The sequence below is a fragment of the Lacrimispora sinapis genome (assembly GCF_043633585.1).
Classification (GTDB): Bacteria; Bacillota; Clostridia; order Lachnospirales; family Lachnospiraceae; genus Lacrimispora; species Lacrimispora sinapis.
On sequence record NZ_CP141832.1, the window covers coordinates 95,261 to 108,956 of the forward strand.

Here is a 13,696-nt window from a genome sequence, read left to right on the forward strand (position 1 = left end):
ATGACACCATTAAACAGGAATATGACTATTGATACATTGCCTCCAATGCCGGAATTTGAACCAGGAATCCGCAGGGCACCCTCCAGAGGCTTCCGCCTGACAAAGGATCAGACCGTAACCGCACTGAAAAATGCCCTGCGCTACCTTCATCCGGATCTTCATGAAACAATGATTCCGGAATTTTTGAATGAACTGTATACCTATGGAAGAATTTACGGCTACCGCTTCCGTCCGGCAGGAAGCATCAAAGGCGGTTCCATAGACGACTACAAAGGCAACTGTCTGGAAGGCAGAGCGTTTCAGATGATGATTCATAACAATCTGGACTTTGAGGTTGCGCTGTATCCGTATGAGCTGGTTACTTATGGAGAGACAGGGAGTGTATTTCAAAACTGGATGCAGTACCGTCTGACCATGCAGTATCTGGAACTGTTGACCGATGAGCAGACGTTGGTACTGGAATCGGGCCATCCTCTGGGACTGTTCCATTCCAAAAAAGATGCGCCAAGGGTCACCATAACCAACGCACTGATGATTGGTATGTTTGATAATCCGGACGACTGGGAAGTAGCCGAAGAGATGGGAGTTGCCAACTACGGGCAGATGACAGCAGGCGGCTGGATGTACATTGGACCCCAGGGCATTGTCCATGGTACTTACAATACCTTGCTGAATGCAGGAAGACAGCAGCTTGGAATTGCCAATGACAAGGATTTAAGCGGCGTGCTGTTCGTAAGCTCCGGTCTTGGAGGAATGAGCGGTGCACAGCCGAAAGCCATTGAGATTGCAGGCGGAGTGGGAATTGTTGCAGAAGTGGATGAATCCAGAATCAAAACAAGACTGGATCAGGGCTGGGTGAAGGAAGCCTCCTCTGATTTGGGGTATGTTTTTCAGCTGGCAAAAGAATATATGGAGAAGAAAGAATCCATTTCCATTGCTTATCATGGCAATATTGTTGATTTACTCCAATATGCGGTGGATCATAACGTGAAGATTGATTTGCTGTCGGACCAGACCTCCTGTCATGCCGCACATGAAGGCGGTTACTGTCCTCAGGGCATTACCTTTGAAGAACGGACGGTACTGTTAAAAGAGAACCGGGAACGTTTTGTTGAAATGGTAGATGCAACTTTAAGAAAACATATAGAGTTAGTGAAAGCCTGTGTGGAAAACGGAACGTATTTCTTTGATTACGGAAATGCATTTTTAAAAGCCGTATTTGATGCTGGGGTAAAGGAAGTATCAAGAAATGGAATTGACGATAAGGACGGATTTATTTACCCCTCTTATGTGGAAGATATTATGGGCCCCCAATTATTTGATTACGGCTACGGGCCATTTCGCTGGGTGTGCTTAAGCGGAAAAGAGGAAGACTTAGATAAGACCGATCAGGCCGCAATGGAAAGCATTGACAAAGACCGCAGGTATCAGGATTTGGATAATTACAACTGGATACGGGATGCCAAGAAAAACCAGCTGGTGGTGGGAACCAAGGCAAGAATCCTTTATCAGGATGCCGAAGGACGGAAAAACATTGCCCTCCGGTTTAATGAAATGGTAAGAAACAAAGAAGTTGGTCCTATTATGTTAGGCAGGGACCACCACGATGTAAGCGGTACGGATTCCCCATTCCGTGAGACCTCCAACATCAAAGACGGAAGCAATGTGATGGCAGACATGGCCGTTCAGTGTTATGTTGGAAATGCAGCAAGGGGAATGAGCCTGGTGGCCTTACATAACGGCGGCGGAGTTGGAATCGGAAAATCCATTAACGGTGGATTCGGCCTGGTATTGGATGGAAGCGAGAGGATTGATGAAATTATTAAAAGCGCCATGATTTGGGATGTGATGGGCGGCGTTGCCAGAAGAAGCTGGGCAAGAAATGAACATGCAATCGAAACCTCGGTTCAGTTCAACAAAACCTATGAGGGGCAGGCAATGATCACCATTCCTCATGTGGCTGATGAGGATCTGGTAAAACAGGCGGTAGAAAAAACCTTTTGCCAATAGTCAGGAAAAAGGGATGGAAAGGAGGGGGATTTGTTGAACAAATTATTGCTGTATAATTGTTCCCAGATTGTTACACCAAAAGGCAGCCATATAAAAAAGGGCAAAGAGATGGATGAGATAGAAGTGCTGCAAAATGCCAGTATTTATATGGAACAAGGAACCATTGTATTCCTTGGGCCGAATGAAGAGGTTCTGCAAAGACTTGGTGCCGATAGCTTGGCGCAGATTCCAGGGGATATTCCGGTCATTGATGGAGCAGGAAGAGCCGCCTTGCCTGGATTTGTGGACTCCCATACTCATTTTATCTTTGGAGGATACCGGGAAGTGGAGTTTATGGAAAGACTGTCCGGTGTGTCCTATCTGGACATTATGAGAAAAGGCGGCGGTATTCAAAGTACGGTAAATGCAACAAGAAGCTATGGGGAAGACCAGCTTGCCGCAGATGGAAGAAACCGCTTAAATGACATGCTTTCCCAGGGCGTTACCACGGTAGAAGGAAAAAGCGGCTATGGGCTGGATCTGGAGTGCGAACAAAAACAGCTTCGGGCAATGAAACGATTAAATGAAACCCATCCGATAGAGATTGTCTCCACGTATTTAGGGGCCCATGCAGTACCATTGGAATACAAAGATGATCCTGCCGGCTACGTGCGTTACATGGCTGATGTTGTAATGCCAAGGATAAAGGAAGAGAACCTGGCCGAATTTTGTGATGTGTTTTGTGAAGAGGAGGCTTTTGATATAGAGCAGAGCAGAAGCCTTTTAACAAAAGCAAAGCACATGGGGTTTGAACTCAAGATTCATGCAGACGAGATATATAATCTTGAAGGCGGAGCCCTTGCCGCAGAACTGGGGGCTGCCTCGGCAGACCACTTATTGATGATATCAGAGCAGTCCATCCAAGCACTTGCAGAAAGTGAAACCGTTGCAACCGTGCTGCCATGTACCGCCTTTTGCCTCAATAAACCCTTTGCTCCGGCAAAGAAAATGATAGAATCCGGATGCGGGATTGCTTTAGCCACGGATTTCAACCCCGGAAGCTGCTTTACCAATTCCATTCCCTTAATGCTTTCCCTGGCCGTTTTAAAAATGGGAATGACCTTACCCCAGGCCATAACCGCCCTTACCATCAATGGGGCGTGCGCCCTGAAACGGGGGGATAAAATAGGAACTCTGGAAGCAGGAAAACAAGGAGATGTGGTATTACTGGATTATCCGGATTACCGGTTTTTAATCTATCATACTGCTAAAAATATTGTTCATACGGTCATAAAAAATGGACAGTTGGTTTATAAAAAAGAAGAAAGCTGATTATGGATGCCAATATAAAAATATTAAAAGAAACGGATTTTAAGACAACCGCCTGGAGCGGCGGGGATACGACCCAGATTTATATTTATCCCGAAACAGCCCAATACGCGGACCAGGATTTTTTGTACCGCATCAGCACGGCCACTGTATTATCGGAGACCTCCCGTTTTACAAGGCTTGAGAATTATGACCGGATTTTAACCGTTCTGGAAGGGAGTATGGAATTGGAACGGGAAAAACAACTCCCCCTGATTCCGCTAAAACCTTTAAAACCATTCCTGTTTGGAGGAGAAGTTCCAATTATCAGCCATGGCCAGTGCAAAGATTTTAATCTGATGTTTCAAAAGAGTGCACAAGGGCAGGTTCGTATCCTTCCGATGGAAGAAGGGGAAGCAGAGTTTGTTTTGGAGCCGGAAAACCATTACGTGCTGTATCTGATCAAAGGAAGGTTAAACGTAACATTTGGTGGGAAAGAGTGTTTCCTATGCAACGGAGAAGCATTGGTCCTCAATCAAATCAGGGAGACCGGATGCAAATTAAAGATTACCAGAAAGGAAGAAAATACGCTTTTGGCACTATGCTGTATTGCGTTCAATGGTTAAGATTGTGATGAAGAATAAAAAGAACACGAAACTGGCGGCAGACATTGCCTGCATTTTGCTGGGAAGTTTTTTATTTGCATTTGCCACAAACAGCATTTATACCCAGTACCGGTTGTTGAGTACAGGGTTCAACGGGGTAGCACTGCTATTGCACTATTCCCTTGGAACAAGTATCCCGATTTGTTCTTTTTTATTTAATATTATTTTTGTAGTCATCGGAATAAAATTGATCAGTCCCATGTTTGCAATCAAAAGTGCAATCGGAATCAGCTCGGTTTCCGTGTTCTTATATCTTACGGAGGGGATTTCACTTCCCATTGACAATATCATTGTTGCAATTATCTTCGGAGGTGTGATCCTGGGAGGCGGTGTCGGTCTCGCTTTACGTCATGACGGAGCGCTTGGAGGCATGAACATCCTTGGGAAAATAATCAATAAGTACGTGGGAGTCAGTATTGGTACGGTTGACATGGTGTTCAATGGGGTCCTGATTATTTGCGCAGGTTTTATTTTTGATCTTAATATAGCCTTGTATACGATACTGGCAAGATACATTGCAAATCTTGTCATTGATAATGTACTGGAAGGGTTCAACCGAAAGAAGACCGTTATAATCGTTTCGGATAAATACAAGGAAATAGCGGACAGAATCATGATAAACCCAAAAAGAGGAATCACATTATTAAACGGAGAGGGCGCTTACACCGGAGTGGATAAACACATGATATACTGCGTCATTCAATTGACTCAGCTTGCCAAGGTGAAACATATTGTAATGGAGGAAGACCCTAAGGCATTCATGACCATCCTTGATGCCAAGGAAGTGGTTGGAAAAGGATTTATATAGTAGCAATCATCTGAAAAAACGTCGGATGCCCTTCAAATAAAAGAGCATCCGACGTTTTTTTATGAAAATGATTTTTTATTCACAAAGGGCTTTTGCGATTCCGGCAGCTCTTTCAAAGTCTTCTTCCCGTGGATTCCATAGGCATTTGGCTTCCGCCTCAACCACCGAAAATCCTGCATCGGTCAGCTTTTCACGAAGCACCTTAGTCCCTTCCCCGCTCCAGCCGTAGCAGCCGAATACGGCAGCTTTTTTCTCTTTGAATTTAAGCTCTTTTAAGAAATCCAGCCAGCCGCCCACGGAGGAAAGGATGCTGTTACCCACAGTCGGGGAACCGAGCGCAATGGCTTTTGACTTGAATACTTCGGTCATAATATCATTTTTATCCGCCTTGGAAATGTTATAGATCTTCACTCTGGTCTGAGGGGAAAGCTCTGCAATTTCCGAGCTGATCTTATGGGCAAGCTGTTTTGTTCCCTCCCACATGGTATCGTAAACAATGGTGATCTGGTCTTCCTGGTAGTTCTGGGACCACTCATAGTATTTTTCCACGATCTGTAAGGGATTATCTCTCCAGATGCATCCATGGCTGGTGGCAATGATGTCGATAGGAAGGTTAAGTGCCTGGATTTCCTCCACTTTCTTTTTTACAAGAGGAGAGAAGGGAGTTAAAATATTGGCATAATATTTCAGCGCTTCTTCCCAAAGTCTGCACTGGTCGGCCTTATCATTGAATAATTCCTCTACGGCAAAGTGCTGTCCAAACGCATCGTTGGAAAAGAGGATGTTATCTCCGGTCAAGTAGGTCGCCATGCTGTCCGGCCAGTGAAGCATCCGCATCTCCACAAATACCAGCTTCTTGCCGTTTCCAATGTCCACAGAATCCCCGGTTTTCACCACCTGGTAATTCCACTCCGGATGATGATACTGTCCGGTCAGGGATTTCACTCCGTTGGCGGTACAGTAAATGGGGGTGTTGGGTATCCTCTCCATCAAAGCGGGAAGGGAACCGCTGTGGTCGATCTCGCCGTGGTTTGCAACGATAAAGTCAATCGTATTCAAATCAATTTCTTTTTCCAGATTATCAATAAACTCGGTGGAATGAGGTTTCCATACGGTATCAATCAACACGGTTTTTTCTTCCTGGATTAGATAGGCATTCTGGCTGGAGCCATGGTTAATGGAGTAGTCCGCCCCGTGGAAGGATTCCAGCTCCCAATCAATAATACCCACCCAGTTGACATTGTTTTTAACAAGTTTTTTCATCTTAACGTCCTCCTTCATATTTTGGAAATAACAGTGAATTTTCTGTAAATATATGGTTGTAAATATCTTTGATCAGCTCATGAAGCTTTTGAAACAGCAAATGATAAGAGGGACAGCCTCCATCAGGAACTGTAAAGTCATTGGTGCAGGCCGTAATTTCCTTAATCAGGTTTCCGGCTGCATCGTGTTCCTCTTCCAGTTCTTTCACATACCCTGCATCGCTTTTCTCATTATAGTTCTGTTTCATATATGGAAAGACAAGTTTTTCCTCCTTGGCAAAATGCTCCTCCAGTTCCTTTTTTAAGTCAGAGAAAAGTCCGTGAAGGGGCACCAGCTGATCCTGATGATGGGTATAATGAGCCAGAAGCACCCGGTTTACCAGGACATCAATTTCTGAAAGAAGGGTCCGTTCCTTTCCATGATGAGTATCCATGATGTAATCAATGAGTTCAGGAACCTCCATTTCCATAAGACGGTCTACGTCTAAAATTTCTGACGAAGCAGGTATGTTTTCCTGTTTTTCCAGTTTTTTATTCAATACATCAATAAAACTTTTGGAATCAATGGAACGCTGCTTTAAGGCATCCTCCAGTAAATCATTGCCTCCGCAGCAATAATCAATATGAAAGTCATTAAAGATATCAACTGCCCTGGGATATGCTTTTACGATTTCGTTTAATTTCATGTTATTTGTAATCATCTATTTCCTCCCTTTCGAGTTTGTAACTGTTTTTGTAAGGTTAGTATAACCCGGCAAGGGAAAATAAAATGTGATTTAAATCACTATTTGAAATTTTTTTAATCATTTTCAAAGATATCTCTTAGCAAATCTTTGTTTAAAATCCGCACCTTACGGTTCCCTTCCAGAGCAATGGCGCCTTCCTTGCGAAGCTCTCCCAGCTTTCGGCTGATGGTCTCCCGTCGGACGTTGATGTAGGCTGCAATGTCCTCTCTGGTCAGTTCAATGGTGTCTTTACTGATCCGGCTGCTCCGAAACAAAATGAATCCAGCGATTCTTGCCTTGGCATCATTTACGGATAGCAATTGAACCAGTTCGTTGGCAAGGGAAAGTTTATTGCCGATCACATTTAACAGCTTAATTCCTATCTCCGGTCTTTTTAAGATTATATTCTGGATATCCTTTAAATAAATCAAACACACCCCGCTTTCTCCCACGGAAACGGCGTTTGCTTCCATGGTTTTGCCGCCAAATAGGTTCTGCTCTCCATAGATTTCCCCTTCCTCAAGAATATCAAGAACATACTCTTTTCCTTCCATGGAATAGCGGTTGATCTTGATTCTGCCGTACCGGATGACCATGATTTTATCTGCCGGGTCCTTTTCAAATAAGATGGTTTCCCCTTTCTGATAATCCAGATGCTGTGCCTTTGAGATCAGTTCCTTTTGTTCTTCAAGAGAGAGGGGTTCAAAAAGTGAGATGCGGGAAGTGCATAGTTGGTTGCAGCAGGTGCAATGATGTGCCATGTATCTCCTTTCCAGGCATTTGTATTCCTTTTGTTTTTTCTGTATCATATATCATACCAAATGAAAATTGCAATCACCAGCTTGACCACCCATGTGGTGCCATATCCCCACCGCACACGAAGCTCCGGCATATACACAAAGTTCATTCCATATACCCATCAGTAAACGTCAGGGGGATAAAGATGGTGGATATGATGGTCAGCACATTCATGATCTCGTTGAGACGGTAGCTTGTATTGGATAGATGCAGATCAGCAATCTCTTTTCTTCCATAGCTATAAGGAGGGAATATAATTTTCCATATGTTTTAAGGTTTTATGTTAAGTGGTATCATCTATTAGTAGTATAACACATTCCATATTTTTATAACATGATTGATCTCCGGCTTAAAGAAAGAATTTTGGCCATAAAACAGAAATATCGTAAATGGTAAATAACTCGTCTACTTTTGGATTCCTCATAAAATTGAGATAATGGTGTAAAGTTGAAAAAGTTTCTAACAAACTTTCACACAGAACTCAAGGAGGAACTCCACATGGACACAAGACTTGCAACCAACCAGATCCGACTCAGTGAGTGGACCAGAATTATTAAAGACCGTTGTCAAAGTGGTCTGAACGTCAATGAATACTGTGAACAGCACCAGCTATCACGTCATGCCTATTACTACTGGCTAAGAAAAGTAAAAGAAGCTGCTCTGATACATAACAGCTTTGTTGAACTGCCGACTCTCCAGGAAAAAACTGTTCCTGTTTCAATAAGTGAAAATCTTTCTACTTATCAAATGACCATTGCTATTGGAAATACTATATTGGGAGTTAGTGAATCAACTCCAATGGAACTTCTCTCCAGAGTGCTGAAGGTGGTTCGTAATGCTTAATGATGCTGCTGGTTTTAAGCACATTTATATCTGTACTGGATATGTGGATCTGCGCCGAGGGGTGGATGGACTGGCAGCTATCATCAGTGGCTCTTTTGGGCTTGATCCAACGGAACCCGGAAGTATTTACCTGTTTTGCGGAAGAAAAACAGACCGGATGAAAGCACTTTTGTATGAGGGTGACGGCTGGCTGCTTTTATATAAGAGACTAACAAACGGTCATCTAAACTGGCCACGCAGTACTCAGGAAGCACAATCAATTACCCACCAGCAATTCCGATGGCTGATGGAGGGGCTTTCCATTGAGCAGAAAAGGATGATATCCAAGGTAAAACCGGAGATCTATTAACTCCCGACTATACAAAGTATCTTGACAGCTAAATCCTTTATCCTAAAGCTAAAAAACACCAGAAATATACTGAATTTCAGAGCTTTTCATGGTATAATAATCCTATGGAAACGATTACTATTACTAAGGATGAACTGAATAATCTCTCTAAAGATATGATTGTTATGCTATACTTGCAGCTGCATGAAAGTTTCCAGCTTATTTCGGAGCAGAATACTACCATTCAAAAGCAGAATGAGCAGATGCTCCATCAAGTTGAAAGTATGAAGGAACAAATCTCCATTCTTACACAGAATCGGTTTGGCAGGAAATCTGAGAAGACTCTGCCGACAGAAGGGCAATTATCTTTTGACTTTGAAAATCTGTGTATCTTCAATGAGGCTGAGTCACTGACTGAGAATGGAATTTCCGAAGAACTGGATATGGAAACAGTCCTTGTTCGTAAGCGCAAGCCTCGTTCCAAGGGAAAGCGTGATATTAATCTGAAGGATATCGATACTATCGTCGTTTCACATGAACGTACGGAAAAAGAGCTCTCAGAACATTTCCCCAAGGGATGGCATAATCTGCCAGATGAAATATACAAAGAGTTAAAGTATGTACCGGCTCACTTCGAAGTACTGGAGCATCACATCAAAGTATATGCCGGAAATCATGATACCGGCGGGATTCTTCGCGCAGAGGTTCCTCTGCGTTTATTAAGTCACAGCATCCTTACCCCGGAACTGGCAGGCGCCATCATTAACGCCAAATATGTCAATGCAGTACCATTAAACCGGCTTTCTGAAGAGTTTTTAAGAAATGATGTTAACATTCCAAGACAAGACATGGCCGGCTGGCTGATCCGTATTTATCAATACTATCTTGGCCCGGTACGTGACATGATGAAGGCAGAGATTATGAAAAGTCATCATATACACTGTGACGAGACCCCCTTTGTAATGCCGGAGAAAAGCAAGCAGTACATGTGGGTCTACCATTCACCTGGCAGTTCAGAAAAACCACCGGTTTTCCTTTACGAGTATCCAGGAACGAGAGGAACTGCCGCTCCAAGAGAATTCCTAAAAGGATACAAAGGGACTCTTGTGACAGATGGTTATCAGGTATATCACACCCTGGCGAAAGAACGGTCTGATGATCTGAAGGTTGCCGGATGCTGGTCTCATGCCAGAAGACGATTCGCTGAGATTGTAAAAGCCAGTGGAAAAAACGGCCCTTCCACATCTGGACAGAAAATAGCAGCTGAAGCAGTAAAAAGAATTGCTGCAATCTATCATGTAGATCATATGTATGAAAAATCATTCGATGAGGAAGGGCTGGATCATAGAAAAAACTCAGTCAAGCCTCTTGTGGATGCTTATTTTGAGTGGGTAAAAGAGTATGCCGGTAAAACGAGACTGGATAAAAGTTCAAAACTGGCAGGTGCTCTTAATTATTCCATCCATCAGGAACAGTTTTTAAGAGTATTTCTGGAGGATCCGGAAATACCTCTTGATAACAATGATGCAGAAAGAAGTGTCCGTTCATTCTGTGTTGGTAAACACAGCTGGCACATCATCGATTCGAAGAACGGCGCAGAGGCTAGCGCTGCCTTATATAGTATTGCTGAAACAGCAAAAGCGAATAATCTTAAACCGTATGAGTACTTCTCATATCTGCTAGAACAGTTAATGCACTATCCAAGGAATAATGTTCCAGAAAACAAACTGGCAGAATTAATGCCTTGGTCAGATGAATTGCCAGATCGATGTAGAAAACTAAAAACACGGTAAATATACCGCCGCCCCAATCGGGCGGCGAACTTATTGACCTGGACGGGTTATTTACCATTTACGAAATATCCATTGAATGGCCGGTTGAAAAATAGCACAAACTCCATTATGATAAAAGAAGTTTGTGCTATAAAAATATTTGCAGTAGAGAGAAGGTTTTAATATGTATAAAAAACAGGACCTGTTGCTACATCTTGAGAAAATGGGTCTTATGCCCAATGACACAGTCCTTGTACACTCATCCATGAAAGCGATTGGAGAAGTTGACGGCGGTGCGGATACGGTACTGGATGTCCTGATGGAATATTTTTCAGAAGGATTGCTGGTTCTTCCCACCCATACCTGGGCGACGATTGATGAAATTTACAATGTATTTGATCCGGCAATGGAACCGGCCTGTGTCGGAATATTACCCAATCTTTTCCGAAACCGGCCGGGAGTCGTTCGTTCTCTTCACCCCACCCACAGTGTAGCCGCTTACGGAAAAGACAGCAAAGCCTTCATCGAAGGGGAAGTGGACCGGACAACTCCCTGCGGACCGGGCAGCTGCTATGACCGCCTCAGACAACGCAATGGAAAGATTCTGCTCATTGGTGTGGGACATGCGAGAAATACGTTCATCCATTGCGTGGAAGAACTTCTAAATGTACCGGAGAGATTGACCAAGGTACCAACATATTTTAAAATTGTCATGCCGGATAAGCAATTAAAACCTGTCTTCGTATACCGCCATGACAACCCCCATACCGACCACATATCAGATGCTTACACAAAACTTGAGCAGGCGTTCTATGACAGAAAAGCTGCAAAAAAAGTAATGTTTGGGGATGCCGCCTGCATCTTGTGTGATGCCAATGAGATATATCATGTAACAAAAGATATTTTATCCCATCAAATCAATTGCCTTATGGAATTGGACGAGATTCCGAAAGAGTGGTGGAATCTCACCTAATGTAGAATACCAGTTATAAAGCCTTGGCAGATATATCGGTCCCCGCATTAAATTCACTTTAAAAGCGGGGATAGCTTCTGTCTTAGATTCTCTTTGAATAGGTAAAGCCATCCAAAACAGCAGTCAGGATATTCTGGGCTTTTCCAGAGCAGTCGCCCAGCAGATAGCTTTGCGGAACTACCGAACCAAGCCTTTCCACCAGGTCTTTGTCAAGGGTCATTCCAAGTGCATTTACCACATTGTCGCACCGGATGGTATGTTCTGTCTGAGTCACCTCATCATAATATGTAACGCTGTCCTTTGTAACATTCTTTATTACTGACTGGAAATGAATTTCAATCCCCAGTTCATGTACCAAGCGTACCAGTGTCAGGATTACCAGTCCACTGGTGCCTTTCAGGAAATCCTCCGGCTTAACCATATCCACCAGGATGACTTTCTTTCCTTCCTGTGCCAGTGCAACTGCACATTCGGTGCCGGTCAGACCGGAGCCTGCGATAACTACAGTCTCCCCAACTTTTACTTTCTTTGTATCAACATCACCGGCCCATGCCACATTCTCTCTGGTCATTCCGGGAATGGCCGGATACAGGGGAACCGCTCCCACCGCTACAAAAACCACATCCGGGTTCACTTCCCTTATCAGCTGCTCTGTCACTTCCGTATTTAAGTGAATCTCAGCGTTACATTCCATTGTCTGGCGAATCATCCATCTCATATATTGCACAAGATCCTGCTTAAAGCTTTGGGCCGAAGCAGTGTGGAGCATGCCGCCAAGTTCAGGCCCCTTCTCATACAGCAATACGGTATGCCCAAGCTCTGTTAAACGCTGGCAGGCTTCCATACCCGCAGGACCGCCGCCAATTATCATTACTTTCCGCTTTTTGGCAGCCATGGAAAGCATATCGGGATATTCCAGTTCCCGGCCGATTAGGGGATTTACAGCACAGCGGATACTCTTAAAGTTAGGGGGCTGAATACGGCCCGCGCAGTATACACAACGCATACAGGGCCTGATTTCATCATCCCTGCCCTGCTCTGCCTTTATAAAGACCTCATTGTCAGCCAGACATGCCCTGCCCATTCCTACCATATCGGATTTACCCTGGGCAATGAATTCATCCGCCTCGTCCACCGTTACAAAGGAACCGGCTACCGAAATGGGGATATGCAGGTGTGGCTTTGCCTTTTCCGCAAATTCAGCATTTGTCATATGGGGAAGAAGGTAGGAGGGAATCATATATTCCCCGGTTTCCAGCACCGGAATAAATCCTGCGGAGAAGTTCATCATATCCAGATAAGGCTCCGCTGCCTGCAGGAAAGTGATTAGTTCCTCAAAATTTGCCTCATCCGGCAGCATTCCCTCAGGCAGGCGCGGATGACCGGAAACTCTCATATCAAGGGCAATCTGGTCACCATAAGCATCATGAATTGCTTTCAGTACTTCCAAAGGAAAACGCATTCTGTTTTCCAGGCTGCCGCCGTACTTATCGGTCCTCTGATTAAAAGAGGGAGATAGGAACTGTCCAAGCAGCCAGCCATGTCCGCTATGTATAGAAACCATATCAAATCCGGCCTGGACACATCTTCCCACCGCATCCACAAAATTCTGCTTTACCTGGTCGATCATAGCCTGATCCATTTCCTCCACCCGGTGTCCTTTATAGAGGGGGGCAATATAATCCGGGGCGGGAGAAGGTGAGATTCTGGCTTTGCCATTTAAGAGCACCTCGTAAGCCAGGGCACCCGCATGACTAAGCTCAATGGTGGCTTTTGCGCCATAACGGTGCACTTCTTCAACCGCTACCGCTAAAGCAGGCACAAAAAGATCCGAACCCAGATTAAGGGTGGCAATATGATCGTATGCCCGGTCCATATCTATGCTGGATTCTCCAAAGGAAACCAGACCAGCTCCCGATTTGGCCAGCCTTCCCATAAAAGCGGCCAATTCTGTAGTGCTTCTTCCCTCCGGAGTAGCCAGGCAGGGCATCATAGGCGGTATTACGATTCGGTTTTTCAGTGTAAGTCTGCCCACACGGATTGGCTGGAAAATGTGGGTATGCTTGGTGTTTCTGTTCATAAGGCGACCTCCATGACTTCATTTTAGTTTGTTAATAGTTCAATATTAGTTACTGCTTTTCCCCTTACTCATAGAAATGGGATTGTACGTGTGATATAATAATCAAAAAACTATACGATGACCCGGAAAATTTTTATTGTTACTA

The 13,696-nt window shown here is 44.2% G+C and carries 14 protein-coding genes; 8 read left to right on the forward strand and 6 right to left on the reverse strand.

The features are described 5' to 3' along the window. Genes VIG27_RS00455 through VIG27_RS00470 form a run of 4 tightly spaced genes read left to right on the forward strand, consistent with a single transcriptional unit; the run spans nt 1 to nt 4,770 of the window. Nucleotides 1-2,010 (forward strand): urocanate hydratase, encoded by a 2,010-nt coding sequence (locus tag VIG27_RS00455; protein WP_394524281.1) that lies wholly within the window; start codon nt 1-3, stop codon nt 2,008-2,010. A 33-nt stretch (nt 2,011-2,043) separates the two neighbouring features. Then, nucleotides 2,044-3,321 carry an imidazolonepropionase gene (hutI, locus tag VIG27_RS00460; protein ID WP_394524285.1) on the forward strand — a complete coding sequence of 426 codons (1,278 nt, stop codon included), beginning with the start codon at nt 2,044-2,046 and terminating at the stop codon, nt 3,319-3,321. Between the two features lie 2 nt (nt 3,322-3,323). Beyond that, nucleotides 3,324-3,923, forward strand: coding sequence for a HutD family protein (locus VIG27_RS00465; RefSeq protein WP_394524288.1), 600 nt, complete (start codon nt 3,324-3,326; stop codon nt 3,921-3,923). A 7-nt stretch (nt 3,924-3,930) separates the two neighbouring features. Then, nucleotides 3,931-4,770 (forward strand): YitT family protein, encoded by an 840-nt coding sequence (locus VIG27_RS00470; protein WP_394524291.1) that lies wholly within the window; start codon nt 3,931-3,933, stop codon nt 4,768-4,770. A 75-nt stretch (nt 4,771-4,845) separates the two neighbouring features. Here VIG27_RS00470 and VIG27_RS00475 read toward each other — a convergent pair whose 3' ends face one another. From VIG27_RS00475 to VIG27_RS00495, 5 genes are all read right to left on the reverse strand, one after another. After that, the gene (locus VIG27_RS00475; protein WP_394524294.1) at nt 4,846-6,033 is read right to left on the reverse strand and encodes an MBL fold metallo-hydrolase; all 1,188 of its coding nucleotides are present in this window, start codon (nt 6,031-6,033) and stop codon (nt 4,846-4,848) included. Between the two features lies 1 nt (nt 6,034). After that, on the reverse strand, nt 6,035-6,733 hold the full coding sequence (locus tag VIG27_RS00480) for a DUF542 domain-containing protein (protein WP_394524298.1): 699 nt from the start codon (nt 6,731-6,733) through the stop codon (nt 6,035-6,037). 98 nt (nt 6,734-6,831) lie between these two features. Further along, nucleotides 6,832-7,518: a Crp/Fnr family transcriptional regulator gene (locus tag VIG27_RS00485; RefSeq protein ID WP_394524301.1), complete on the reverse strand. Its 687-nt coding sequence runs from the start codon at nt 7,516-7,518 to the stop codon at nt 6,832-6,834. A gap of 44 nt (nt 7,519-7,562) precedes the next feature. Next, a complete protein-coding gene (locus VIG27_RS00490; protein WP_394524303.1) occupies nt 7,563-7,664 on the reverse strand; it encodes a hypothetical protein in 102 nt (33 codons plus the stop codon). Next, nucleotides 7,661-7,822: a CorA family divalent cation transporter gene (locus VIG27_RS00495; RefSeq protein WP_394527354.1), complete on the reverse strand. Its 162-nt coding sequence runs from the start codon at nt 7,820-7,822 to the stop codon at nt 7,661-7,663. The genes VIG27_RS00490 and VIG27_RS00495 overlap by 4 nt, the downstream gene beginning before the upstream one ends. A gap of 231 nt (nt 7,823-8,053) precedes the next feature. Between VIG27_RS00495 and tnpA the strand changes: the two genes are divergently transcribed. From tnpA to VIG27_RS00515, 4 genes are all read left to right on the forward strand, one after another. Further along, nucleotides 8,054-8,398 (forward strand): IS66 family insertion sequence element accessory protein TnpA, encoded by a 345-nt coding sequence (gene tnpA, locus VIG27_RS00500; RefSeq protein ID WP_394522700.1) that lies wholly within the window; start codon nt 8,054-8,056, stop codon nt 8,396-8,398. Continuing rightward, nucleotides 8,391-8,747, forward strand: a complete 357-nt coding sequence (gene tnpB, locus VIG27_RS00505; RefSeq protein WP_394524306.1) for an IS66 family insertion sequence element accessory protein TnpB — start codon at nt 8,391-8,393, stop codon at nt 8,745-8,747. The genes tnpA and tnpB overlap by 8 nt, the downstream gene beginning before the upstream one ends. 104 nt (nt 8,748-8,851) lie before the next feature. Continuing rightward, nucleotides 8,852-10,519, forward strand: a complete 1,668-nt coding sequence (gene tnpC / locus VIG27_RS00510) for an IS66 family transposase (RefSeq protein WP_394524308.1) — start codon at nt 8,852-8,854, stop codon at nt 10,517-10,519. Between the two features lie 163 nt (nt 10,520-10,682). Then, entirely contained in the window at nt 10,683-11,471 is a 789-nt protein-coding gene (locus VIG27_RS00515) for an AAC(3) family N-acetyltransferase (RefSeq protein WP_394524312.1), read from the forward strand. A gap of 82 nt (nt 11,472-11,553) precedes the next feature. On the opposite strand, the gene VIG27_RS00520 is transcribed toward VIG27_RS00515, so the two are convergent. Further along, nucleotides 11,554-13,551: an FAD-dependent oxidoreductase gene (locus VIG27_RS00520; RefSeq protein ID WP_394524314.1), complete on the reverse strand. Its 1,998-nt coding sequence runs from the start codon at nt 13,549-13,551 to the stop codon at nt 11,554-11,556. Nucleotides 13,552-13,696 lie beyond the last annotated feature (145 nt).

Bases quoted from the DNA above. Each gene is read 5' to 3' on its own strand.
- VIG27_RS00455 (WP_394524281.1), top strand. From the start codon at position 1: ATGACACCATTAAACAGGAATATGACTATTGATACATTGCCTCCAATG.
- VIG27_RS00465 (WP_394524288.1), top strand. From the start codon at position 3,324: ATGGATGCCAATATAAAAATATTAAAAGAAACGGATTTTAAGACAACC.
- VIG27_RS00470 (WP_394524291.1), top strand. From the start codon at position 3,931: ATGAAGAATAAAAAGAACACGAAACTGGCGGCAGACATTGCCTGCATT.
- VIG27_RS00475 (WP_394524294.1), bottom strand. From the start codon at position 6,033: ATGAAAAAACTTGTTAAAAACAATGTCAACTGGGTGGGTATTATTGAT.
- VIG27_RS00480 (WP_394524298.1), bottom strand. From the start codon at position 6,733: ATGATTACAAATAACATGAAATTAAACGAAATCGTAAAAGCATATCCC.
- VIG27_RS00485 (WP_394524301.1), bottom strand. From the start codon at position 7,518: ATGGCACATCATTGCACCTGCTGCAACCAACTATGCACTTCCCGCATC.
- VIG27_RS00490 (WP_394524303.1), bottom strand. From the start codon at position 7,664: ATGAACTTTGTGTATATGCCGGAGCTTCGTGTGCGGTGGGGATATGGC.
- tnpA (WP_394522700.1), top strand. From the start codon at position 8,054: ATGGACACAAGACTTGCAACCAACCAGATCCGACTCAGTGAGTGGACC.
- tnpB (WP_394524306.1), top strand. From the start codon at position 8,391: ATGCTTAATGATGCTGCTGGTTTTAAGCACATTTATATCTGTACTGGA.
- tnpC (WP_394524308.1), top strand. From the start codon at position 8,852: ATGGAAACGATTACTATTACTAAGGATGAACTGAATAATCTCTCTAAA.
- VIG27_RS00515 (WP_394524312.1), top strand. From the start codon at position 10,683: ATGTATAAAAAACAGGACCTGTTGCTACATCTTGAGAAAATGGGTCTT.
- VIG27_RS00520 (WP_394524314.1), bottom strand. From the start codon at position 13,551: ATGAACAGAAACACCAAGCATACCCACATTTTCCAGCCAATCCGTGTG.